Here is a 22,112-nt window from a genome sequence, read left to right as displayed (position 1 = left end):
ACGACGAAGACCTGCCGACCTCCCGGCCACGACCTGAAGAACCGTGACCGCCGGGCCGACGAGAGGACACCCCTCCCGTGCCTGCCAAGGGCTCCACACTGCTTCGCCGCGGCCTCGCCGTGGCCGCCGCGCTCCCCCTCCTCACCCTCGCCGCCTGCGGTTACGGTTCCGACTCGGAGGACGACGACACCTCGAAGGTCGCCGCCGAGGGCGAGAAGCTCTCCGCAGACACCGTCCGGATCGGCTACTTCCCCAACCTGACCCACTCCACCGCGCTCGTGGGTGACCAGGAAGGGCTGCTGCAGAAGGAGCTCGGGGGTACGAAGGTCTCGTACTCGCAGTTCAACGCGGGTCCCTCCGAGATCGAGGCGCTCAACTCCGGTTCGATCGACATCGGCTGGATCGGCCCCTCCCCCGCCATCAACGGCTACAGCACGACGGACGGCAAGGGCCTGCGGATCATCGGCGGCTCCGCGTCGGGCGGGGTGAAGCTCGTCGTGAACCCGAAGAAGGTCACGTCCCTGAAGGACGTCGAGGGCAAGAAGATCGCGACCCCGCAGCTGGGCAACACGCAGGACGTGGCGTTCCTCAACTGGATCGCCGAGCAGGGCTGGAAGGTCGACGCCCAGAGCGGCAAGGGTGACGTCTCCGTGGTCCGCACGGACAACAAGATCACGCCGGACGCCTACAGGGCGGGCTCCGTCGACGGCGCGTGGGTGCCGGAGCCGACCGCGTCCAAGCTGGTCGCCGAGGGCGCGAAGGTGCTGCTCGACGAGGCCGACCTGTGGCCGGACAAGAAGTTCGTGATCACGAACATCATCGTGTCGCAGAAGTTCCTCGAGGCGCACCCGGACGTCGTGGAGGCCGTGCTGCGCGGTTCGGTGAAGACCAACAAGTGGATCAACGCCAACCCGGACGAGGCGAAGGCCGCCGCCAACGCCAAGCTCAAGGAGCTGTCCGGCAAGGAGCTGCCCGCCGAGGTCATCGACCCGGCGTGGAAGTCGATCCGCTTCACCGACGACCCGCTGGCCTCGACCCTCGACGCCCAGGCCGAGCACGCGGTGAAGGCCGGTCTGCTGGAGAAGCCGAAGCTCGACGGCATCTACGACCTCGCCCCGCTGAACAAGGTGCTGAAGGCCGAGGGCGCGGAAGCGGTCGACGACGCCGGTCTCGGCGTCGAGTAGCCCCGCAGAGCCCCGGAAACGCACGAGCAGACCCGTACACCCATGAGTTCCCAGGAGGTGACGACCATGGCAACCGCCCTCGCCGGGACCGCCGGTGCCGGCACCGGTACGTCGGTGGAGCACGCCGCCCGTATCGAGCACGTCTCGAAGTCCTTCGCCGGCCCCGCCGGGCAGCAGCTCGTCCTGGACGACATCACGCTCGATGTCGCGCCCGGCGAGTTCGTCACCCTCCTGGGAGCCTCCGGGTGCGGCAAGTCGACGCTGCTGAACCTGGTCGCCGGGCTCGACGAGCCGTCCGCGGGCTCCATCGGCACCGACGGCCGTCCGGCCCTGATGTTCCAGGAGCACGCCCTCTTCCCGTGGCTGACCGCGGGCAGGAACATCGAACTGGCCCTGAGGCTGCGGGGCCTGCCCAAGGCGGAGCGCCGCGACAGGACGGAGGAGCTCCTGGAGCTCGTCCGGCTGAAGGGCGCGTACGGCAAGCGGGTGCACGAGCTGTCGGGCGGTATGCGCCAGCGGGTCGCGCTGGCCCGCGCGCTCGCCCAGGACAGCCGGCTGCTGCTGATGGACGAGCCGTTCGCGGCCCTCGACGCCATCACCCGGGACGTGCTGCACGACGAGCTGACCCGTATCTGGCGCGAGACGAACCTGTCGGTGCTGTTCGTCACGCACAACGTGCGCGAGGCGGTGCGGCTCGCCGAGCGCGTGGTGCTGCTGTCCTCGCGCCCGGGGCGGATCGCCCGGGAGTGGACGGTCGACATCCCGCAGCCGCGCCGTATCGAGGACCCCCAGGTCGCGGAACTGTCCGTCGAGATCACCGAACAACTGCGTGGGGAGATCCGGCGTCATGGCCAGCACTGAGACGGGCACCGTCAAGGACGGCGGCGCCCCCGCGGAGCAGGACGGCGCGGGTGACCTCGCCGGCCTCGAAGCGGGTCTCGACGCGCTGGAGACGACGGCCCGGACCGGACGGGCCTCCTTCCGCAAGACCTTCGTGGAGAAGGTGTTCCCCCCGCTCGTCGCCGTGGCCCTGGTCCTGGTGGTCTGGCAGGTCCTGGTGTGGGCGGAGGTCACCGACAGCTACAAGCTGCCGGCGCCGTCCGCGGTCTGGGACGAGGTCCGGGAGGCATGGCTCCAGGGCACCCTCCTCGAATACATCTGGACCAGCGTCTCCCGCGGCCTGCTGGGCTTCCTGATGGCGCTCGCGATCGGCACCCCTCTGGGGCTGCTGGTGGCGCGGGTGAAGTTCGTGCGCGCCGCGATCGGCCCGATCCTGTCCGGGCTCCAGTCGCTGCCGTCGGTGGCGTGGGTGCCGCCGGCCGTCCTGTGGCTCGGCCTCAACGACTCGATGATGTACGCGGTCATCCTGCTCGGCGCGGTCCCCTCGATCGCCAACGGGCTCGTCTCCGGTGTCGACCAGGTGCCGCCGCTGTTCCTGCGGGCGGGCCGCACGATGGGCGCGACGGGCCTGCGCGGCACCTGGCACATCGTGATACCGGCCGCGCTGCCCGGCTACCTCGCGGGCCTCAAGCAGGGCTGGGCGTTCTCCTGGCGGTCCCTGATGGCCGCCGAGATCATCGCGTCCTCCCCCGACCTGGGCGTCGGCCTCGGCCAGCTGCTGGAGAACGGCCGTACGGCCAACAGCATGCCCATGGTGTTCCTCGCCATCCTCCTCATCCTGATCGTCGGTATCGCCATCGACCTGCTGATCTTCAGTCCGCTGGAGCGGTGGGTCCTGCGCAGCCGCGGTCTCCTCGTGAAGAGCTGACCTCCCGTGAAGAGCTGACGCCCGTGCCCGAGCCCGTCCTCCTCGTCGTCGCCCACGGCAGCCGCGACCCGCGCCATGCCGCGACCGTGCACGCCCTGGTGCGCCGGGTGCGGGCACGGCGGCCCGGGCTGCGCGTGGAGACCGGCTTCCTGGACTTCAACGTCCCGTCGGTGGCGGGGATGCTGGAGTCACTGGCGGCGGAGGGCGTACGGGACGTGGTGGCGCTGCCCCTGCTCCTCACCCGCGCCTTCCACGCGAAGTCGGACATCCCGGCGGTGCTGGGCGAGGCGCCGGCCCGGCTGCGGATCCGGCAGGCCGAGGTGCTCGGCCCGTCGCCGCTGCTGACGGCCGCGCTCGAACGGCGGCTGTACGAAGCAGGGCTGTCCCCCGCCGACAGGTCCTCGACCGGGATCGTGCTGGCCTCGGCGGGGTCCAGCGACCCGGAGGCGATCGCGGTGATCGCGGACATCGCGCGGGAGTGGCGGCGGGCCGGCTGGTGCGCCGTGCGGCCCGCCTTCGCCTCCGCGGCGCTCCCCCGCACGGAGGAGGCGGTGCGGGACCTGCGTGCGCTGGGGTGCGCGCGGGTGGCTGTGGCGCCGTACGTGCTCGCGCCCGGCTTCCTGCCGGACCGGATCGCCCGGGGCGCCGCGGACGCGGACGTCCTGGCGTCCGTCCTGGGTCCGGCACCGGAGGTCTGCCGGCTCCTCCTGACCCGCTACGACGAGGCGTGCCGGCCCGCACTGGCGGAGCTGGGCGCCTGACCTGTTCCCGGCCCCGCCGGACGGACCGGATTTCCGGCCCGTCCGGCACTTGAGGACCGGGGGTTCGGGGGTTCGGGGGTGGAGCCCCCGGGAACGAAACCCGCTACGGTCGCGCCACGGCCTCGTCGGCGAGCCGCACCAGCTCGGCCACCGGCATCGACCCGGCCGCCCGCCGCTCGCGCGCGAAGTCGTTGGCGAGCCGTTGCAGCAGGCCGTTGAGCGGGGTCGGCACCCCGTGCAGCCGTCCCAGCAGAACGATCTCCCCGTTCAGGTAGTCGGCCTCGATCGTCCCGGTCCCCCGGTCGAGCGACTGCCAGGACGAGCCGCCGCCCCGCTCCGGCCCCCCGCCGCCGAGGGGCACGAGGCGCATCTTGTCGGCGCGGGCCTCCTTCTGTTCCGCGGCGGAGGCGTACGGGATGCCCGCGGCGGCCAGCACGGCCTCGCCCTCCGCGCGTACGCGGTCCTGGAAGGCGGTGGCCTCCTCCCCGTCGACGACCCCGCTGACCGCCTCGGTGGCGTTGACGAGGTTGGCGAGCAGCTTGGCGTACTGCCAGCGCGTCACGTCGGCGACGACCGGCGCCTCGAAGCGAGCGGCGGACAGATCCGCGGCGACGGCCCGCGCGGTGTCGTCCGTGCCGTGCGGAAAGCGTCCCAGGTGCAGGATGCCGGTGAGGGGCGAGCCGGCCGCCGACACCACGCCCGGTTCGACGAAGGTGGCGGGCAGCCACACGCACACGCCGTACACCCGCCGGAAGCGGCGCAGCGCGAGCCGCTGGCTCTCCACCCCGTTCTGCGCGCAGAACAGCGGCAGCCGCTCGGCCGCCGTACCGCCGCCCGCGACCGGAGCGGGTGCCCAGGCATCCAGCGCCGCCACGCTGTCCTGCGTCTTGACCGCGAGCACGAGGACGTCGTCGGCGCGCAGTTCCCCGAGGGCCCGCGGTCCGTCGACCGTGGGCGGGCGGTGGGTGCGCGGCCCGTCGGGCGTCACGAGGCGCAGTCCCCGCTCGCGCAGCGCCGCGTACTGCGCGCCGCGCGCGACGAGCACCACGTCGTGCCCCGACTCGGCGAGGCGTCCGCCCACGGCCCCGCCCACGGCCCCTGCTCCGATGATGATGTAGCGCATGCGTCCGAGCCTGCCACAGTCGCGCGCGGGCCCCCGGGGCGGTTCACGGTCCGAACGGCGTCCCCTGGTGGAAGTACAGGAGCCACCGCTCGCCCGACTCCGGCCGCGACCGCCGCCAGAGGGAACTCCGGTGCGCGCGGCGCCCGTCGTCGTCCGTGTCGAAGGTGAGGTGGACGAGGTCCGGTGCGAGCCGGACGCCTCGCATCCGGGAGACGACGGCGGGAGCCGCTCCCGGTCCGGTCGTGGTGGCCAGCGCCTCGATGATCGCCGCGCGGTCCCAGTGCCGGCCCGAGGAGCCGAACTCGTGGAAGTCGGGGTGCAGCAGCGCGCCGACGCGTTCGGGCGAGCGGCGGACCGCGGGGTCCAGGAGGCGCAGTTCGCCCGCGACGGCCGCCGCCACCGCGGCGTCGTGCTCATCCACCGGTCAGCTCCACGAGTTTGGCGGCGGTGTTCCAGTTGCGCGTGGTGGCGACGACGCCCTTCGTGAGCCGGGGCTTCGACAGGACCTCCGCCAGCCTGGAGCGGCCGAGCCCGTCGGGGGCGTACAGGTACAGCACGCGGTCGCCGAGGCGGAACTCCTCGGGCAGGAAGGCGGACCGGTCGACCGACGCGAAGCGGTCGGGGCCGACCGGCGCCGAGAAGTACGTGGCGTGCAGCTGCCTGCCCTCCAGTTCGCCGGCCGGGAACGGGCAGGCGTCGAGGACGGCCCGCAGATACGCGTGGTCGCGCACGAGCACGTCGACCGTGAGGCCGAAGCGCTCCGCCAGGGCCGCCGACAGCTCCCCGGCGAGGGACTCCTCGTCGCCGCGGTCGCTGGAGAACACGGCGTTCCCGCTCTGCAGATACGTACGCACGCCCCCGTGCCCGAGTCCTTCGAGCAGGGTGCGCAGGTCGGCCATCGGCACCTTGCGGCCGCCGCCCACGTTGATGCCGCGCAGCAGTGCCGCGTACGTCGTCGTAGCCACTGTCGTCCCCACCGTCGTTCCCGGTCCGTCCGCACGTCACAGGGGGCTGGTCGGCCGTCGTGCCCCGTGGGGGTGGGCACGACGGCCGCCGTTCCCGGCGCCCCGCCACCGCAGGTTACCGACCGGTCGGCCCGTCCGCGACCCCCGAGAGACGGCTTTACGTGTAAGGGGCTGCCGTCCTTCTCAGTGCGGAGGCCCCGGGGTCCGAGGGGAGGAGGCGGGAGCGGCGCACTTCGGCAGAGAGCACGAGGAGAGCCCTTTATCCGCGCCATACGTTCGTAGCGGAGGGTGCCGGCAGGGGGCCGGCGCCCGGGACATGGGGGGCGGACCCGGCATGGGGAACGGAAACACGCGGGTACGGGGCTTGGCGGCCCGGGCCGGCGGCTGGAGCGCCCGGCACCGCTGGGCGGCCGTCGGGATCTGGGTGCTGTTCGTCGTCCTGGCGATGGGGCTGGGCTCGGCGGCGGGCACGGTCGAGCTCAAGGACAGCGAGCAGCTCGGGGGCGAGACGGGCCGGGCCTCGGCCATCGTGGAGCGGGCGGGGATCGAGGAGCCGGCCGGGGAGACCGTGCTCCTCCAGAGCAGGGACGCGGGGCTCAGGGCGACCGACGGCGAGTTCCGCGCCGCCGTGGACGCCGTGCTGGAGGCCGTCGAGGGCACCGGCGAGGTGACCGCCGTGACCTCGCCGTACGAGACGGACACGATCTCGAAGGACGGCCGCAGCGCGCTGGTGCAGTTCGACATGCGCGGCGAGGCGGACACGGCGGGCGAGCGGGTGGAGCCCGTGCTGAAGGCCGTCGAGCGGGTCCAGGAGGACCACGAGGCGCTGCGGATCGAGGAGATCGGCGGCGCCAGCATGAACAAGACGTTCGACGACGCGTTCGGCGACGACTTCCGGCAGGCCGAGTTCTCCGCCGTGCCGGTGGCCCTCGGCATCCTGCTCGTCGCGTTCGGCGCGCTCGTGGCGGCGCTGGTGCCGGTCCTGCTGGCGATCACCGCGATCATGGCCACGATGGGCCTGATGATGATCGTCAGCCATGTCCAGCCGACGGACGAGACCTCCAGCTCGGTGATGCTGCTCGTCGGACTGGCGGTCGGCGTCGACTACTGCCTCTTCTACCTGCGGCGCGAGCGCGAGGAACGCGCGGCGGGCCGGGACCCCGAGACCGCCCTGCGCATCGCCGCGGCGACCAGCGGCCGGGCCATCATCGTCTCCGGCGTCACGGTGTGCGTGGCGATGGCGGGCATGCTGTTCACCGGGATCGCCACCTTCAAGGCGATGGGTCTGGCCTCGCTGATGGTCGTGGCCGTCGCCATGGTCGGCTCGGTGACGGTGCTGCCCGCGGTGCTCTCGCTGCTCGGCTCGCGGGTCGAGAAGGGCCGTATCCCGTTCCTGCACCCGGACAAGCGACGCAAGGCCGGCGGCCGGTCGGGCAAGGGCGGTTCCGGCGACGGCAGCCGCTTCTGGACGGGCGTGCTGCGCGCGGTGCTGGCCAGGCCCGCGGTCTCGCTGGTCGTCGCGACGGGCGCCCTGCTGGCCGTCGCGGCCCCCGCGCTCGGGATGAAGACCCAGAACCTCACGCTGGACCAGGAGTTCGGCGACTCGCTGCCGATCGTGGCGACGTACGACCGGGTGAACGAGGCGTTCCCCGGCGGTTCCGACCCGGCCGAGGTCGTCGTCGAGGCGGACGACATCAACTCCGCCGAGGTGAGGACCGCGCTCGCCGACTTCCGGGAGCGGGCCGTCAGCTCGGGCGCCTCACGCGGTCCGGTCGAGGTCAAGGTGCACGACGCGCAGAACATCGCCTTCGTGTACGTACCGCTGGTGGGCGGCTCGGACCTCGACAAGGCCGAGAAGAGCCTGGAGACCCTCCGCGACGAGGTGCGTCCCGCGACGCTCGGCAGGGTCGACGGGGTCGAGGCCCCGGTGTCCGGCCAGGTGGCGGGCTCGAAGGACTTCAACGACCAGCTCGGCAGCGCGGTGGCTCCGGTCTTCGCCTTCGTCGTGGTCTTCGCCTTCCTGCTGATGCTCCTGTCGTTCCGCTCGCTGACGATCGCGGTCACCTCGATCGTCCTCAATCTCCTGTCGGTCGGCGCGGCGTACGGCATCCTGGTCGCCGTCTTCCAGCACGGCTGGGGCGCGTCGCTGGTGGGCGCCGAGGGGGTGGGCGCCATCATCACCTGGCTGCCGCTGTTCCTCTTCGTGATCCTCTTCGGGCTCTCGATGGACTACCACGTGTTCGTGGTCTCGCGGATCCGCGAGGCGCGGCTGCGGGGCCTGACGACACGGGAGGCCATCCAGCACGGGGTGGTCACGACGGCCGGTGTCATCACCAGCGCCGCCGTCATCATGGTCGCCGTCTTCGCGATCTTCGGCACCCTGTCCATGCAGTCCATGAAGCAGATGGGGGTGGGCCTCGCGGCGGCGGTCCTCATCGACGCCACGATCATCCGCGGTGTGCTGCTCCCGGCGGTCATGGCCCTGCTCGGCGAACGCAACTGGTACTTCCCGAAGTGGCTGCACCGCCTGCCGGACCTCAGCCACGACGAGGTGTCCGGCGCTCCGTCCACGACGCCGCCCCCGCCTCCGGCGGTGGCGGGGGAGAAGGTCGGCGTCTGAGCGGCAGGGCGACGGCAGGGCGGCGGCGGTGCCGGGGGGACGCCCCGGCACCACCGCCGTTCGTGCCGTTCAGGCCGCGGTGGTCACCTCGCCGGGCGTGCGGTCGCGCTCGAAGGAGTCGATCGTGCGCGTGAAGTCGCGGGTCGAGAGCAGCAGCTTGTAGACGATGGCGAGTTCGAAGACGAGCAGCAGGGCCCCGGAGACGACTGTCGCCTCGATGACCGAGTCGAACAGCGGACCCAGGATGAAGACACCCATCTGGAATTCGATGCCGCTCACCAGATGCGTACGGATCCGGTGGCGCAGGAAGAAGGAACGCGCGCGGAGATAGAGCGGAAAACGGTGCCGGAACTCCTGGTGCAGATCGATGACCCGGGCCGGGGATTCGCGCCGGGATCGGGCCTGGGATTGCGGCTCGGCTTTGCTCTCGCCGTTCTTCCCGTCGTCCCCGTTCTTTTCGTTCCCTCTGTTCTTCCCGTTCTTCCCGTTCTTCCCGTTCCTCTCGTTCTCCGCGGCTTCTTCCGTCCGTGCGGGAACGGTCCCGGGTGCCGTCGCCGCCCTGCGGAGGTCCTGTTCGATGTCCGCCTCGGGATTGCCGCGCAGCAGGTCCTCCATGAAGGCCAGTTCCGCGGCGTTCTCCGCGCGCCGGGCCTCCCGTACCCGCGCCTTGATCTGCTTCCGCATGGTGTGGCGGATCTTGAAGATCTCCAGGCCGTTGATGTAACGCAGCGTGTCGAGACCGACGACGGCGGCGGCGAGCCAGATGTAGATCGTCTCGCCGGTGCGGTCGTACTGCCCGGCCATCAGCGCGACCCCGCACACCGCCACCCGGATGCGGTCGAAGACGAAGTCCAGCCAGGCGCCGAAGACCGACCCCTGGCCGGTGAGGCGGGCCACCTTCCCGTCCATGCAGTCGAGGACGAAGCTCAGGTGGTAGACGAACGCCCCGGCGATCAGCCACCGCCAGTCACCGAACGCGAAACACGCCGCCGAGACCAGGCCGAGCAGGAACGCCCCCCAGGTGATCTGGTTCGGCGTGACCCTCGTGTACTTGGCGGTCAGCCGCACCAGCGGGGTGGCGACCGGGTCCACGAGGAGCACGGTCCACCACGCGTCCCGCTTCTTCTCGGTGATGCGGCGCACCTCGGCGAGGGGCGGTATGTCACGGCGCATAGGTCAGCTTCCCTGAGTTCGTAACGAGTTCACCTCACGCTAAGAAGCCGTTGGGGGAAAGAACAAGAAGAGGCCCGTGCAACCTTCCACAGGGGTCGCTGGTCGTACTCAGTAACCCGGTCGATGACCCGAAAAGGCACATGGCGCGTGGCGCGTGGCGCGGTCAGGCTTTTCCGGTCCCACCGGCGCCCTTCGGGATTTCCGCCTCGATCAGATCCGCCGCGCGCCGGGTACCGCCCTCGGCCGCCATCTCCGCCTGGACGCGCTGGAGCCTGCGGGCCACCTCGGGGTCGTCGGCGAGCGTGAGGACGGCCTCGCGCAGGGCGTCGGGGGTCGCCTCCGCCATGGGCAGATGACGGGCGATGCCCAGCGCCTGGAGCATGTCCGCGTTGCCGAACTGGTCGACGGCCTGGGGGACGCAGACCATCGGTGTGGCGGTCGCCATGCCCTCCTGGCTGCCGCCCGCCCCGGCGTGCGTGACGAACGCGTCGGCCTGCCGGAGGACCGCCAGCTGCGGTACCCAGCTGTGCACCTCCACGTTCGCGGGGAGTTCGCCGAGCTCGGCGGGGTCGACGTGCCTGCCGATCTGGAGCACCAGGTGCCAGCCCGGCAGACCGCCGAACGCCTCCACGCACGCGCGGTAGAAGGCGGGCTGCTTGGTGAAGGAGGACCCCAGCGACACGAGGACGACGCGCCCGGCGCCGTCGGGCCGGTGCCACTCCCCCTGGGCGGAGCGGTCGCCCTGGCAGGCGCCGACGAACGTGTACACGGACTCGTCGACCCGGTCGGCGTGGGGCTGCAGGGCCTTGGGGATGAGGACCAGGGAGCGGTCGGGACGGCCGCCGAAGGAGTCGGGGTCCGTGTCCATCCCGTTCTCGTCCAGCCATGCCTGGAAGCGGGCGTAGTACGCCCGGCCCCGCTCGGTCTGCTTCGGCTCCGCCCACATGGGTGCGGCGACCTCCTCCTCGTAGCCCTCCCAGGCGACGAGGTTCGGGGAGAGCGAGACGGCCGGGACGCCCCAGCGGCGGGCGAGGACGGGGGCCGGGTACGAGGTGATGTCGTGCAGGACCAGGTCGGGCTCATCGCCCTCGTACGCCTCGACGAGCTGCGGGAGCGCCTGGACGGCGTCGGCGAGGAAGGGTTCCACGTTGTCCAGGAGGGTGGTCCCCCATGCCTCGGGGTCGTCGTCGGCCGACGGCAGGATCGACTTCCACACCTTCGGCTCGGCCCCCGTCTCGGCGACCTTGTCGGCGAAGGCCGGCGGAATGGCGTACGTGACGCGGTGCCCCCGGGCGACGAGCTCCCGGATCACCTCAAGACTCGGATTGACGTGCCCGTGGGCGGCGATGGAGAACATGGCGATGTGCGCGGAACGCGATGCGGTCATGCCCCGACCGTAGACAAGACGATACGTCTCGTACAACCTAATTACCTCAGCGGCCTGTTGTCGGGGCCGCGGGCGGCTGCCTCCAAGGGGCGCGGGGAACTGCGCGACCGGCCGCATCCGACCCGCGCCCGGAAAACGACCCACGTCCGCCGAGCCGCCGCGGGCACCGTCACCGCTGGTAGCGCGCCAGCACCAGATTCCCGTCCTCCACCAGCCGCCGCCGCAGCTCCCCCGTCCCGATCGCCCCGCTGTAGTACTCCTGGAGCGCGGGCGTCGCCACCTTGTCCTTCCACTCCGGGTACCCCCGCACCGTCTGCGCCGGAGCCGGCCGCAGTTCCCCGGCGAGCGCCGCACCGGTCGCCCAGCCGTGCTCGGCGGTCCGCAGCGCCGGGTCCCGCAGCGCCTCGGTCCCGGTGGGCAGCATCCAGTCCCCCAGCGCGAGCCGCACCATGTTCCGCGGCCGGAGCAGGAAGTCGATGAACGCGACGGCCTCCTCCTTGTGCGGACTGTCCTCGGCGACGGACAGCGTCTGCGGGCTCACCCCCTGGGCGAGCCCCGCCGCCCCCGCGGGCGCGGGCAGCACCTGCCACTCGAACCCCTCCGGCGCCTGCTGCACGATCTGCTGACGGTAGGAGAACCCGAGCGGAACCATCGCGTACCTGCCGCCGAAGAAGCCGGGAAGCGTGTCCGACCCGGCGCTGCCGAGCGTCGAGCCCGAGGCGCTCCCGTCGGTGTTGACCTGGTCGCGGATGGTCCGCGGCACCACCTCGTCCCCCTCTTCGAACCGGATCCGCACCTTGCCGTCGGCCCCGCGGTGGAACAGTCGTCCGCCGGCCGAGAGCGACAGGTTGAGCGTGGCCGAGACGGGCTCCTTGAGCGGCCAGGCCACCCCGTACGTCCCGTCCCCGCCGCTCAGCTCGTCGGTGACGGCCCTGAACTCCTTCCAGCTCCACGGCCGCTCAGGCGTCGGAACGCGTACGCCGGACTCCCTGAGCCACTTCGCGTTGGCGATCAGGACGCGCGGCTCCTGGAGGAACGGCACCCCGTAGACCCCGTCCCCGAAGGTCGCCGTCTCCCAGCTCCGCCGCGGGATGTCGGAGGTGAGCCGGTCGGGCAGCAGCCCGCGCAGATCCGCGAGGTACCCGCCGTGGGCGAAGTCCGCGAGGTCGTCCGAGGCGTCGTGGATGATGTCCGGCGCCCCGCCGCCCTCGAAGGAGGTGAGCAGCTGGTCGTGGACGCTGTCCCAGGACCCCTGCACGTACTCGACCCCGACGTCCGGATGCGCGGCGTTCCACTCCCGCACCAGCTCCTTGTTGACGTCGACGGACTCCTTCTGCCAGGCCAGCGACTGGAACCGGAGCGTGATCCGGCCGTCCTCGGAGCCGTCCCCGTCGCCGGAGCAGCCGGACCCCGCGGCGAGCAGCAGCAGGCCCACGGCCAGCACGGCGAGCCGTCCCGTCCGCGTCCGCGTCAGTGTTCGCGTGCGCATCAGCTCTTCACCGCCCCGGCGAGCATGCCGCCCGTGATCCGTCTCTGGACGATCGCGAAGACGACCAGCGACGGGAGGGTGGCCAGGAACGCGGCGGCGGCGAGCGGTCCGAGGTCCGCCACGCCCTCCGCGCCGAGGAAGTGGGTCAGGACGACGGGCAGGGTCTGCTTCTCCGGGGTCTTGAGCAGCACCAGCGCGAAGAAGAACTCGTTCCACGCGCTGATGAACGCGAACAGCGCCGTGGCCACGATGCCCGGCGCGAGGAGCGGCGCGGTCACCGAGACGAGGGTGCGCAGCCTGCCGGCGCCGTCCACCGCCGCGGCCTCCTCCAGCTCGGCCGGCACCGCCCGTACGTACCCGACGAGCATCCACAGCGCGAACGGCAGGGCCCACACCACGTACACCATGACCAGACCGGGTACGGAATCGATCAGCCGCAGGTTCTTCAGGACCAGGAACAGCGGAATGATCACCAGCACGAACGGGAACGCCTGGCTGACCACCACCCAGCCGGTCGCCGCCTTCGCGAGCCGGGTGCGGTGGCGCGCCATGACGTACGCCATCGGGGTGGCGACCAGCACGGCGACCACCGCCGCCCCGAGCGCCGCCACGAGCGAGTTCGCCGCCGCCTCGAACAGCGGCTGTTCGCCGAAGGCCTGCCGGAAGTTGTCGAGGGTCGGGTTCCGGGGCAGCCAGGTCGGATGCAGGCTCCCCAGCTCGCGCGCCGGCTTGAAGGCGGTGGAGACCAGCCACACGAACGGGAAGGCGAGGAAGACCAGGTAGGCGAGGAGCGCCGCGTACTGGCCCGCGCGGGCCCCTCTGCTCGTCCTCACGCGTCCTCGCCGCCCCTCAGCCGGCCGACCAGGTGGAGGGCGAGGAGCACCGAGATCACCGCGACCATCACACATCCCATCGCCGCCGCGTAGCCGAACTGCCCGTAGCGGAACGCCTCCTCGTAGGCGAACAGCATCGGCAGCCGGGTACGGCCGCCCGGACCGCCGCTGGTCAGCACGTAGACCAGGGCGAACGAGTTGAAGTTCCAGATGAGGTTGAGCGCGGTGACGGCGAGCGCCACCGGTTTCAGGGCGGGCCAGGTGACCGTGCGGAAGCGCCGCCAGGCGCCGGCGCCGTCCATGGCGGCCGCCTCGTGCAGTTCGCGCGGGGTGTTCTGCAACCCGGCGAGCAGGACGACCGTCGTCTGGGGCATGCCCGCCCAGACGCCGACCACGATCACCGCGGGCAGCGCGGTCGCGAGGCCCGACAGCCAGTCCCGCCCGTCGCCCAGGCCCAGGTCGCGGACCGTCTCGTTGAGGATGCCCGCGTCCGGGTTGTAGACGAGCCGCCACATGATGCCGACGACGACCTCGGGCATCGCCCACGGGACGATCGCCAGCGCCCGGGCCAGCCAGCGCAGCCGCAGCTCCTGGTCGAGCAGCAGGGCGAGCCCCAGCGCGAGCAGGAACTGCGGGACGGTCACCCCCACCGCCCACAGCAGACCGATCCGGAACGAGTCCCAGAAGAGCGTGTCGTGCAGCAGGTCCTGGAAGTTGAGGGTCCCGATCCACTGCGTGGGCTCGGTCCGCCCGGACTGCGCGTCGGTGAACGCCAGGGCGATCCCGTACAGGAGCGGGCCGACGCTGAGGAGCAGGATCGGGACGAGGGCGGGCAGCACCAGGAACCAGGCGCCGTGATCGACCGCGCTGTCCGGCCGGCCCGCTCCCGGCGCGGGCTTCGCCGACCGCTTCCCCGCGGTCGCCCCTGTCACGGATCCGGCTCCTTCGCGTGGTTCGTGCCGGTCCGGCCGTCCCGGCGGCCCCGTCATCGTGCTGACCCGTCGCCGGCACGTCAAGACAGCACGCGCGCCCCGGCGCCGTCTCTCCCGCACCGCCACCGGTACGGACGCGGCACCGGGCGGTGCGGGGCGTGATCCGGCCGTCCGGCGCCGGGGGAGAATGACGGGCGACGCCGTGCGGACGAACGGCGGGAACTGCGGGAGCCGAGGGCTTCACGGAAGGCGAGTGATGGACGAGGCACAGGCGCGGAACGTACTCGCCGAGGCGGAGATCGGCCCGGGCGGCCGGGCCGCCCCGGACGCGGTGCTGCTCGCTCTCGGCGAGAACGCCGTCTTCGCCGTCGGTGACCTGGTGGTCAAGGTGGGCCGCGGCACCGAGCTCCTGGAGCGGGCGCGGCGTGAGGTGACCGTCGCGCTCTGGCTCGCCGAGGAGGGCGTCCCCGCGGTGCGGCCCGCGGAGCCCGAGGCCCGGTTCGTCGCCGGTCACCCCGTGACGCTGTGGCACCGGCTGTCCGCGCCCGTACGCCCGGCGCACCCCCGTGACCTGGCCGAACTGCTGAGGGTGGTGCACGCCCTGCCCTCCCCCGCCTTCGCGCTGCCGCGCCGTGAGCTGCTGGACGGGGTGGAGCGGTGGCTGCGGCTCGCGGGGGACGTGATCGACCCGGCGGACGCGGCGTTCCTGCGGGACCGGCGGGACGGCTTCGCCGCGGCGGCCGCCTCGCTCACGCCGCGGCTGGCGCCGGGCCCGATCCACGGCGACGCGCTGCCCCGCAACGTGCACGTCGGCCCCGACGGACCCGTCCTGGTCGACCTGGAGACCTTCTCCGCCGACCTGCGCGAGCACGACCTGGTGGTGATGGCCCTGTCCCGCGACCGGTACGGGCTGCCCGCCGAGGCGTACGACACGTTCACCGGGACGTACGGCTGGGACGTGCGCGAGTGGGACGGCTGCGCGGTGCTGCGCGGGGCGCGCGAGACGGCCAGTTGCGCCTGGGTCGCTCAGCACGCTCCGAGCAACCCCGGGGCGCTGGCGGAGTTCGAGCGCCGGGTGGCCTCCCTGCGGGACGGCGACGAATCGGTTCGCTGGTACCCGTTCTGAGCGGTCCGCCGCGCGGCCGGTCCGACCGTTCCCCCGCGGGTACGGTGTGCTGCCCGCGGGTACGGTGTGCTGCCCGCGGGTACGGTGTGCTGCCCGCGGGTACGGTGGGTCGCCCGCGGGTACGTCGTGGCTGCTCGCGCCCACGCGGCGGAGCCGCACACCGGCACGGTCCCGCGCCGCCCCTCCGGGGCACTCCTCCCCGGGGCCTTCAGCCGCGGATCGTCCCGGCCGCGCGGTGCAGTTCCGCCAGCACGGTGCGTACGGCTCCGCGCGCCGTGCGCTCGGGGCGGTGCAGCACGTCGATGTGGCGCCGGGCCCGGACACCGCTGAGCGGTCTGAGGACCAGCGCGGGGTGCGGGCGCGTCGTCCAGCGGGGCATCAGGGCGATGCCCCCGCCGGCGGCGACGGCCTCGGCGACCACCGAGAACTCGTTGATGCGGTGGACCAGGCGCAGCGGCCGGCCCGCGGCCGTGGCGACGGCGTCGAGGGTGGCCACGACCGGGAAGCCGTCGTGCGCGGTGATCCAGGGCTGGTCGGCCACGTCGCGCGGACTGAGCCGCCGTCTGGCGGCGAGCGGGTGGCCGGCGGGCACGGCCACGTCGAGCGGTTCGCGCAGCAGGGTCGTGGCGGTGACGGTCCGCGGCCAGCCCGGGGTGTGTTCGAGGCGGTGGGCGAGCACCAGGTCGTACTCCCGGGTCAGCGGCGGAAAGCGGTCCTGCGTCACGTCCGCGTCGGCGAGGGACAGGCGGGGCCCGTCAGGTGCGGCGAGCGCCCGCAGCAGCAGCGGGAAGAACGCCGTCGCCGCGCTGTGGAAGGCCGCCACGGACACCTCCCCGTCCGGCCGGCCGACGAACTCCTCGACGGTGTGCCGCGCGCGCTCCAGCGCCGTCTCCACCTCGATCGCCGCGCCGGCCAGGGCCTGGCCGGCATCCGTCAGGGCCAGCCGCCGCCCCTGCCGCTCGGTGAGCGGCACCGGGATCGCGCGCTGCAGCAGCCGCAGCTGCTGGGAGATCGCCGAGGGCGTGACCAGCAGCGCCTCGGCGACCGCCGTGACACTGCCCAGTTCGCCCAGCTCGCGCAGGATCCTCAGCTGCCGTTCGTCCATGCCTCCGGCCCTCCTGCCGATGTAGTGATGCTAAAGGATCATTTAAGAAGTTGGCCCTGTGCTTCAGCGTCGTGGCGGGGCAGGGTGAGCGCGTGCCCGATGCCCGCCGTACCGATGCGGTACTCCTCCTCGTCGCCCTCGTCTGGGGCTCCAGCTACCTCTCCGCCCAGACGGCGACCGCCGTGCTGCCCGTCCTGGTGGTGCTGTTCGCGCGGTACGCCCTGTCCGCCGCCGCCTGTCTCGCCCTGGTCGCCGCCGACCGGAGGTCCGCCCCGTGGACCCGTGACGAGATCCGGATCGGTCTGCCGCTGGGGGTCACGCAGGCGGCCATCCTGGTCGTGGAGACGTACGGCGTCGCCCACACCAGCGCCGCCAACGCGGGACTCATCATCAGCCTGACCATCGTGATCACCCCCCTGCTGGACCGCACCGGCCGCGGCGGCGGCCTCCCCCCGGCCTTCTACGCGGCCGCGGGCGTCTGCCTGCTGGCCGTCGGCCTCCTCATGTCGGGCAACGGCTTCCACGCCCCCCGGTCCGGCGACCTGCTGATGCTCGGTGCCGCGGTGATCCGCGCGGGCCATGTCGCGCTCGTCGGCCGGCTCACCGCGGGCCGCGCGATCCGGCCGCTGCGGCTGACCACCGTGCAGACCCTCGTCGGCACGGCCCTGTTCCTGGCGCCGGCCTCCGGCGACCTGCCCGCCCTCGTCCACGTGGGCGCGGCGGGCTGGGCGCAGCTGCTCTACCTCGCCCTGTTCTGCAGTGTGTTCGCGTTCCTCGCGCAGACCTGGGCCGTCCAGCGCACCTCGGCGAGCCGCGCCAGCCTCCTCCTCGGGACCGAGCCGATCTGGGCCGCGGCCGTGGGGATCACCCTGGCGGGCGACCACTTCACCCCGCTCACGGGCCTGGGCGCCGTCCTGATGCTCACCGGAACGTACTGGGGCCAGGCGGTGGAACGCGCCCACCGCACCGCCACCGGCCTCCCGCCGGCTCCCCCGGAGGGCCCCGCAGGTCCGACCGCACCGCCCACGGCACCGGCACCACCCACGACGCCTACGGCCGTCTGATCCCGGTTCAGACCCGTTCGTCCGCCAGGTCCCGTACCGGCCAGGTCCCGTCCACCACGGCCTCGGCGTTCCCCTTGCGGCGCAGGAAGTCCTGGAAGTCGGCCGCCCACCGCGCGTACCACTCGATCTGGCGGTGGTGGAGGTCCACCGGGTCGAGCGCGGCCACCTCGGGGTGGCGGACGGCTATCGCGGTGGCCAGCCGGGCCGCGGCCAGCGCGTCCGCCGAGGCGTCGTGGGCGGCGTCGAGCCGTACGCCGTACTCCGCGCAGACCGCCTCCAGGTTCCGCTTGCCGCGGCGGTAGCGGTCCACGGAGCGATCGATGGTGTACGGGTCGATGACCGGCGCGGGGTCGGCGCCGCCGAGCCGTTCGCGCAGGGACGGCAGTCCGTACCTGCGCAGTTCCGCGGTGAGCAGGGTCAGGTCGAAGGCCGCGTTGTACGCCACGACCGGGACGCCCGCCCGCCAGTACGCGACGAGCGCCGAGGCGACCGCGTCGGCCACCCGGTCGGCGGGCCCGCCCTCGGCCGCCGCTCTCTCGTTGCTGATCCCGTGCACCGCGACCGCGTCCGCCGGGATCTCGACCCCGGGGTCCGCGAGCCATTCGCGGTGCCCGGCCGGCTCCCCGTCCCGGACCTCCGTCACCGCCGCGGTGACGATGCGCGCCTCGCGCGGATCGGTCCCGGTCGTCTCCAGGTCGAACCCGATCAGCAGCTCCCCGTGCCACCCCATGCGGCCCCCTTCTTCGTGGTGCGTTCCCCCGATGACCACCACGATCGCACGGGCCACTGACAATCCGAGGAACGCGTTCCGCTCGGCGGCGACGGGCCGGGCGGGGGAGCCCGCGGCACCCGGCCGCGGAAAGAACCTGGTCACCGGCCGCCGGGGGGCCGGAACACGGGTCGCCGGAGGGTCAGGACACCGGTCGTGAATCCGCCCAGGCCACCTCGAACTCCTCACGGTACGTCCCGAAGAGGCCGTCCTCGCCCGCCTCGTCCGGCTTGAGCACCCGGCCGCCGCCCCGCAGCACGAGCACGGGCGCCTCCATGCCGCGCGTGCGGCGCAGGTACGACTGCACGACCGCCACACCGTCCGAGCCGTCCCCGTCGACGAGGTACGCCGTGAACCGCGGTGTCTCGTCGTAGACCTGGACCTCGAAGGCTCCGGGGTCGCGCAGCCGGGCCCTGACCCGGCGCATGTGCATGATGTTCATCTCCACGGAGCGGCTCAGTTCGCCCCGTTTGATGCCCAGTTCGCGCTCGCGGCGCTTGACCGCGCTGGACGCGGGGTTCAGGAAGAGCAGCCGGACCCGGCAGCCGGACTCGGCGAGGCGCACCAGCCGCCGCCCCGAGAAGTTCTGCACGAGGAGGTTGAGGCCGATGCCGATCGCGTCGAGGCGGCGGGCCCCGCCGAACAGGTCCTCGGCGGGGAAACGCCGCAGCAGCCGCACCCGGTCCGAGTGCACGGCCACCACGTCCGCGTAGCGGTCGCCGACCAGGTTCTCGACCGCGTCGACGGGCAGCCGGCGGGCGGACGGCACGTCGCTGCCCGCGCCGAGTATCTCCAGGAGCTTCGCGGAGGCGCGCTCGGCCTGGGCCAGCACGGCCTCGGACAGGGCCCTGTTGCGGGAGACGACGTTGCGGGTGACCTCCAGCTCGTCCAGGGCGAGTTCGACGTCCCGGCGCTCGTCGAAGTACGGCTCGAAGCACGGCCAGTGCTGCACCATCAGCTCGCGCAGCTGCGGCAGCGTGAGGAAGCTCAGGACGTTGTCGTCGGCCGGGTCGAGCAGATATCCCTTGCGGCGGCTGACCTCGCGGACGGCGACGGCACGCTGGACCCACTCCTGGCCGGCGGGTCCCGCGGCGGCGACCACCCAGTCGTCCTCGCCGTGCACGGGTTCGTAGATCGGGCGCAGAACGGCGGCCACGACCGCGCGCAGCCGCTGTTCGACGAGGTTCAGCCAGATGTAGGCGCGCCCGGCCCGCTGGGCGCGCGTGCGCACCTCGCGCCAGGCGTCGGCGCCCCAGTCCAGCTCCGCCCCGATCTCCATCGGGCGGGCGAGGGAGACCGCTCCGGGCGGGGCGTTCGCGGAGCTCCCCTCGTGACCGCCGTCACCAGGGGGCAGCTCCAGCCCTCCGGACCCCACCCGCACACCGCCTTCCGCTCCCCCGAGCACTTCCCCGGCCAACGATCAAGGAAGGGTACTCCGGGAGCGGCGGACGGTGCAGCCGGATGGACAGGTCGTTTCTCAACTACCGTTCTACGGGCGACCGTTCTGGTCGGCCAGCTCCGGCGGAGTGAGCGGATTCATAGCGGTGACGTCGCGCGGGGCCAGCGAGAAGCCCTGCCAGTGGACCGGCATGGGCTGCTGGTCCTCGTCCCGGGCGACGTGGTGGAAACCGATGTTGACCCAGCCCACGGGGTGGGTGAGGGCCTGTCCGTCGACCCACTTGTCGACGGACTTGCCGGCGCCGGTACCGCAGTTGCGGAGGTTGTGGCTGGCGAACTGTTCGCACTTCTTGTACTGGGTGAAGTAGATGTCGTGCTTGGTGAAGCTGCGACCGGGGTACTTGGCGGTGGCGCCCGGGACGACCTCGTACGAACGGGCGTGCTCGTCCTTGTTCTTGCCGGTCGTGCTGACCACGCGCCACCAGCGCATGTTCTTGGCGTCGCCGGCGAGTTCCTTGGTGATCTTCGTGCGGGTGGTCTTGTTGCGCGGGGCCTCGCCGTCCCGGGCCGGCGGGCTGACCACGGAGTCGTACTGCTCGACCTTGTTCTTGGAGTTGCCGTCGAGACCGAAGTTGAGGCGCCAGAAGACGTTGTGGCTGTGGCTGGTGGCGTACCCCTTGGCGCCCTTGCCGATCGGCCAGCCGCGGCCGTCGCCGGCGTCGTAGTCAGCGGGCGAGAGGCTGCCGGTGGCGCCGACGTTCATGTTGATGGTGCCGTCGTCCTGGAAGCGCCACTCGGTGATGTACTCGTACCAGCCGACCTGGTTGACGGTGTAGACGAGCAGGTCCTTGCCCTGCTGCTGGAAGACCTTGCCCGCCGGGTCGCCCTGCATGCGGTAGGCGTGGCCGCGCGAGCGGGTGGTCGTGCACAGGCCCTTGACGTTCGGGTGCTCCGGGTCCCAGGCGTCCGGGACCTTGACGGTCTTGATGGTGCCGCCCGGGCACTCGCCGGGGGCCATGTCCATCAGGCCCTGTCCGAAGCCGGCGCCCGTGAGGTCGTCGTACTCGACCGATCCGTCGTCGTAGGGGACGTGGATCTGGGCGAGCTTCGCGCTCGTCAGGACCCGTATCGGCCTGGCCTCCCCCTTGGGCCGGTACGAGACGTTCTCCAGGACGAGCCCGGCCTCGCTCTCGTAGTGCCAGCACATCGTCCAGGTGGTGCCGGTGGCGAGCTTCTGCTCGATCCTGTACGCCGCGCTGCAGTCGGCGGCGGCGGGCGCGGGCGCGGCCGCGGTCTGTGCGACGGCCGGTCCTGCGGCGGTCGTGGCGCCGACGGTCAGGGCGGCCACCGAGAGGCTGACCGCCGTGCGCCTGCGGGCACGGCCGGCTCTGTTTTCGCGCATGAAGAAATGACTCCCTTGCACAAGCGGGAAAGTGGGAAAGGTGAAGTGGTGCCGACGGAGCCGACGGGAGGAGGCAGGTGAACCGGACGGACTCAGCCGACCTCGGCGACCCTGCGGGCGCTGAGGTCGACCACCAGGTCACGGCTGTCGATCCAGGGCCCGTTCTTCGCCTTGACGAAGAGGCGCAGGCAGCGGTGCTCGCCGCAGTCGGCGAGGGCGGCCGGCGCGCCCGGGTGCGCGCGGAAGACCATGCTGTTGAGCAGCAGCTGGCCGGGAGTGGTCAGCTCCTCGCCGGTCGCGTCCTCGTAGTCGGCCTTCAGTCCGGCGCCCAGCGGGTCGGCGATCAGCAGCCGTGCGGCCTCGGCGGTCTCGGCGCGGCTGAGCGGCGGCTGGACGCCGTGCTGGGTGTCGGTGGCCTCGACCTTCCCGGTGTCGAGGTTCACGGTCCTGGTGACGAGCGAGTCGTCCTTGTAGTCGTAGAACGACACCTCGGCGCGGCGTGGCGCGTCCGGGTCGTCCAGTTCGTCCACCTCGGGCTCGGCGAGGTCGACGGTGATCCGCTGAGGTCCCCTGTCGCCCTCGACGTCCCGGCCGCCGCGCAGGAGCGCGCGGTCCAGCGCGAGCCTCTCGACCCGCTCGGTCTCGTCGTCGGTGAGCGGGTCGCGTCCTTCTCCCCTGTCGCCCTCGGCCGGGACGTCCTCGACGACGCCCGGCTGCACGGCGTCCGCCCGGCCGCCCGCCGTCCGCTCGCCGGCCCCCTGCCCGCCGTCCTGGGCCGCCCCCGCCGGCTGGGCGGTGCGGCCGGCGCTCCGGCCGCCGGAGTCGTCGGCGCCCGCCGCGCCCGGCAGGGTGATGCCGACCATCACGGCGGTCCCGGCGACCGCCAGGGCCGCGCCCGCCACCACCTTGCCCAGATGGCGGTGCACTGTCGTGCGCACATTTACCCCTATTCCCCCGGTATGCCCAGGGGACGGTCGAGTCCCACTGGTTCGGCATACCGCGTATGCACTGGT

Annotated in this window: 20 protein-coding genes; 7 read left to right on the top strand and 13 right to left on the bottom strand. The window is 72.6% G+C overall.

What is annotated here, in order from left to right; translation table 11 throughout:
* Positions 1–77: 77 nt before the first annotated feature.
* The 4 genes from KM933_RS30350 to KM933_RS30335 all read left to right on the top strand — a co-directional run bounded on the left by KM933_RS30350 (position 78) and on the right by KM933_RS30335 (position 3,713).
* On the top strand, positions 78–1,184 hold the full coding sequence (locus KM933_RS30350) for an ABC transporter substrate-binding protein (protein WP_221358110.1): 1,107 nt from the start codon (positions 78–80) through the stop codon (positions 1,182–1,184).
* Between the two features lie 66 nt (positions 1,185–1,250).
* Entirely contained in the window at positions 1,251–2,045 is a 795-nt protein-coding gene (locus KM933_RS30345; protein ID WP_221358109.1) for an ABC transporter ATP-binding protein, read from the top strand.
* On the top strand, positions 2,032–2,952 hold the full coding sequence (locus KM933_RS30340) for an ABC transporter permease (protein WP_221358108.1): 921 nt from the start codon (positions 2,032–2,034) through the stop codon (positions 2,950–2,952). Before KM933_RS30345 ends, KM933_RS30340 begins: the two co-directional genes overlap by 14 nt.
* Before the next feature lie 23 nt (positions 2,953–2,975).
* Positions 2,976–3,713: a sirohydrochlorin chelatase gene (locus KM933_RS30335; RefSeq protein ID WP_221358107.1), complete on the top strand. Its 738-nt coding sequence runs from the start codon at positions 2,976–2,978 to the stop codon at positions 3,711–3,713.
* Positions 3,714–3,816: 103 nt separating this feature from the next.
* Here KM933_RS30335 and KM933_RS30330 read toward each other — a convergent pair whose 3' ends face one another.
* From KM933_RS30330 to KM933_RS30320, 3 genes are read right to left on the bottom strand one after another with little or no spacing between them, the layout of a single operon-like run.
* Positions 3,817–4,836: a ketopantoate reductase family protein gene (locus KM933_RS30330; RefSeq protein WP_221358105.1), complete on the bottom strand. Its 1,020-nt coding sequence runs from the start codon at positions 4,834–4,836 to the stop codon at positions 3,817–3,819.
* A 43-nt stretch (positions 4,837–4,879) separates the two neighbouring features.
* Positions 4,880–5,257 carry a nuclear transport factor 2 family protein gene (locus KM933_RS30325; protein WP_221358103.1) on the bottom strand — a complete coding sequence of 126 codons (378 nt, stop codon included), beginning with the start codon at positions 5,255–5,257 and terminating at the stop codon, positions 4,880–4,882.
* Positions 5,250–5,801, bottom strand: a complete 552-nt coding sequence (locus tag KM933_RS30320) for a DUF1697 domain-containing protein (protein WP_221358101.1) — start codon at positions 5,799–5,801, stop codon at positions 5,250–5,252. Before KM933_RS30320 ends, KM933_RS30325 begins: the two co-directional genes overlap by 8 nt.
* A 334-nt stretch (positions 5,802–6,135) precedes the next feature.
* On the opposite strand from KM933_RS30320, the gene KM933_RS30315 reads away from it, so the two are divergent.
* Positions 6,136–8,421 (top strand): MMPL family transporter, encoded by a 2,286-nt coding sequence (locus KM933_RS30315; RefSeq protein ID WP_221358100.1) that lies wholly within the window; start codon positions 6,136–6,138, stop codon positions 8,419–8,421.
* Between the two features lie 69 nt (positions 8,422–8,490).
* Here the strand turns inward: KM933_RS30315 and KM933_RS30310 are convergent, their stop codons facing one another.
* From KM933_RS30310 to KM933_RS30290, 5 genes are all read right to left on the bottom strand, one after another.
* A complete protein-coding gene (locus KM933_RS30310) occupies positions 8,491–9,594 on the bottom strand; it encodes a CDP-alcohol phosphatidyltransferase family protein (protein ID WP_221358099.1) in 1,104 nt (367 codons plus the stop codon).
* A 163-nt stretch (positions 9,595–9,757) separates the two neighbouring features.
* Entirely contained in the window at positions 9,758–10,981 is a 1,224-nt protein-coding gene (gene mgt, locus KM933_RS30305; protein WP_260334384.1) for a macrolide-inactivating glycosyltransferase, read from the bottom strand.
* Positions 10,982–11,150: 169 nt separating this feature from the next.
* Positions 11,151–12,470, bottom strand: coding sequence for an ABC transporter substrate-binding protein (locus KM933_RS30300; protein WP_221358097.1), 1,320 nt, complete (start codon positions 12,468–12,470; stop codon positions 11,151–11,153).
* Entirely contained in the window at positions 12,470–13,303 is an 834-nt protein-coding gene (locus tag KM933_RS30295; protein ID WP_221358096.1) for a carbohydrate ABC transporter permease, read from the bottom strand. The genes KM933_RS30300 and KM933_RS30295 overlap by 1 nt, the downstream gene beginning before the upstream one ends.
* Entirely contained in the window at positions 13,300–14,235 is a 936-nt protein-coding gene (locus KM933_RS30290) for a carbohydrate ABC transporter permease (protein ID WP_221358095.1), read from the bottom strand. Before KM933_RS30290 ends, KM933_RS30295 begins: the two co-directional genes overlap by 4 nt.
* Before the next feature lie 256 nt (positions 14,236–14,491).
* On the opposite strand from KM933_RS30290, the gene KM933_RS30285 reads away from it, so the two are divergent.
* Entirely contained in the window at positions 14,492–15,361 is an 870-nt protein-coding gene (locus KM933_RS30285; protein ID WP_221358094.1) for a phosphotransferase enzyme family protein, read from the top strand.
* A gap of 208 nt (positions 15,362–15,569) precedes the next feature.
* Here the strand turns inward: KM933_RS30285 and KM933_RS30280 are convergent, their stop codons facing one another.
* Entirely contained in the window at positions 15,570–16,466 is an 897-nt protein-coding gene (locus tag KM933_RS30280) for a LysR family transcriptional regulator (RefSeq protein WP_221358093.1), read from the bottom strand.
* Between the two features lie 92 nt (positions 16,467–16,558).
* Here KM933_RS30280 and KM933_RS30275 point away from each other — a divergent pair, with 92 nt between their 5' ends.
* Complete coding sequence (locus KM933_RS30275; protein WP_221358092.1) at positions 16,559–17,530, top strand: DMT family transporter; 972 nt, start codon at positions 16,559–16,561, stop codon at positions 17,528–17,530.
* A 7-nt stretch (positions 17,531–17,537) separates the two neighbouring features.
* On the opposite strand, the gene KM933_RS30270 is transcribed toward KM933_RS30275, so the two are convergent.
* The 4 genes from KM933_RS30270 to KM933_RS30255 all read right to left on the bottom strand — a co-directional run bounded on the left by KM933_RS30270 (position 17,538) and on the right by KM933_RS30255 (position 22,037).
* The gene (locus KM933_RS30270) at positions 17,538–18,260 is read right to left on the bottom strand and encodes a 3'-5' exonuclease (protein ID WP_221358091.1); all 723 of its coding nucleotides are present in this window, start codon (positions 18,258–18,260) and stop codon (positions 17,538–17,540) included.
* Positions 18,261–18,441: 181 nt separating this feature from the next.
* Positions 18,442–19,674, bottom strand: a complete 1,233-nt coding sequence (locus tag KM933_RS30265) for a DUF5919 domain-containing protein (protein WP_221358148.1) — start codon at positions 19,672–19,674, stop codon at positions 18,442–18,444.
* A 114-nt stretch (positions 19,675–19,788) separates the two neighbouring features.
* On the bottom strand, positions 19,789–21,099 hold the full coding sequence (locus KM933_RS30260) for a copper amine oxidase (protein WP_221358090.1): 1,311 nt from the start codon (positions 21,097–21,099) through the stop codon (positions 19,789–19,791).
* Between the two features lie 92 nt (positions 21,100–21,191).
* On the bottom strand, positions 21,192–22,037 hold the full coding sequence (locus KM933_RS30255; RefSeq protein WP_221358089.1) for a Tat pathway signal sequence domain protein: 846 nt from the start codon (positions 22,035–22,037) through the stop codon (positions 21,192–21,194).
* Positions 22,038–22,112 lie beyond the last annotated feature (75 nt).

The organism is Streptomyces beigongshangae (assembly GCF_019710745.1).
Taxonomy (GTDB): Bacteria; Actinomycetota; Actinomycetes; order Streptomycetales; family Streptomycetaceae; genus Streptomyces; species Streptomyces beigongshangae.
The sequence above is the reverse complement of the archived record's forward strand: the minus strand, read 5'-3'. Positions and strand labels throughout refer to the sequence as shown.

What these genes read in the sequence shown, in the direction of transcription:
- KM933_RS30345 (WP_221358109.1), top strand. Translation starts at nt 1,251, where the DNA reads ATGGCAACCGCCCTCGCCGGGACCGCCGGTGCCGGCACCGGTACGTCG.
- KM933_RS30330 (WP_221358105.1), bottom strand. Translation starts at nt 4,836, where the DNA reads ATGCGCTACATCATCATCGGAGCAGGGGCCGTGGGCGGGGCCGTGGGC.
- mgt (WP_260334384.1), bottom strand. Translation starts at nt 10,981, where the DNA reads ATGACCGCATCGCGTTCCGCGCACATCGCCATGTTCTCCATCGCCGCC.
- KM933_RS30260 (WP_221358090.1), bottom strand. Translation starts at nt 21,099, where the DNA reads ATGCGCGAAAACAGAGCCGGCCGTGCCCGCAGGCGCACGGCGGTCAGC.
- KM933_RS30270 (WP_221358091.1), bottom strand. Translation starts at nt 18,260, where the DNA reads ATGGGGTGGCACGGGGAGCTGCTGATCGGGTTCGACCTGGAGACGACC.
- KM933_RS30300 (WP_221358097.1), bottom strand. Translation starts at nt 12,470, where the DNA reads ATGCGCACGCGAACACTGACGCGGACGCGGACGGGACGGCTCGCCGTG.
- KM933_RS30280 (WP_221358093.1), bottom strand. Translation starts at nt 16,466, where the DNA reads ATGGACGAACGGCAGCTGAGGATCCTGCGCGAGCTGGGCGAACTGGGC.
- KM933_RS30315 (WP_221358100.1), top strand. Translation starts at nt 6,136, where the DNA reads ATGGGGAACGGAAACACGCGGGTACGGGGCTTGGCGGCCCGGGCCGGC.
- KM933_RS30310 (WP_221358099.1), bottom strand. Translation starts at nt 9,594, where the DNA reads ATGCGCCGTGACATACCGCCCCTCGCCGAGGTGCGCCGCATCACCGAG.
- KM933_RS30340 (WP_221358108.1), top strand. Translation starts at nt 2,032, where the DNA reads ATGGCCAGCACTGAGACGGGCACCGTCAAGGACGGCGGCGCCCCCGCG.
- KM933_RS30285 (WP_221358094.1), top strand. Translation starts at nt 14,492, where the DNA reads ATGGACGAGGCACAGGCGCGGAACGTACTCGCCGAGGCGGAGATCGGC.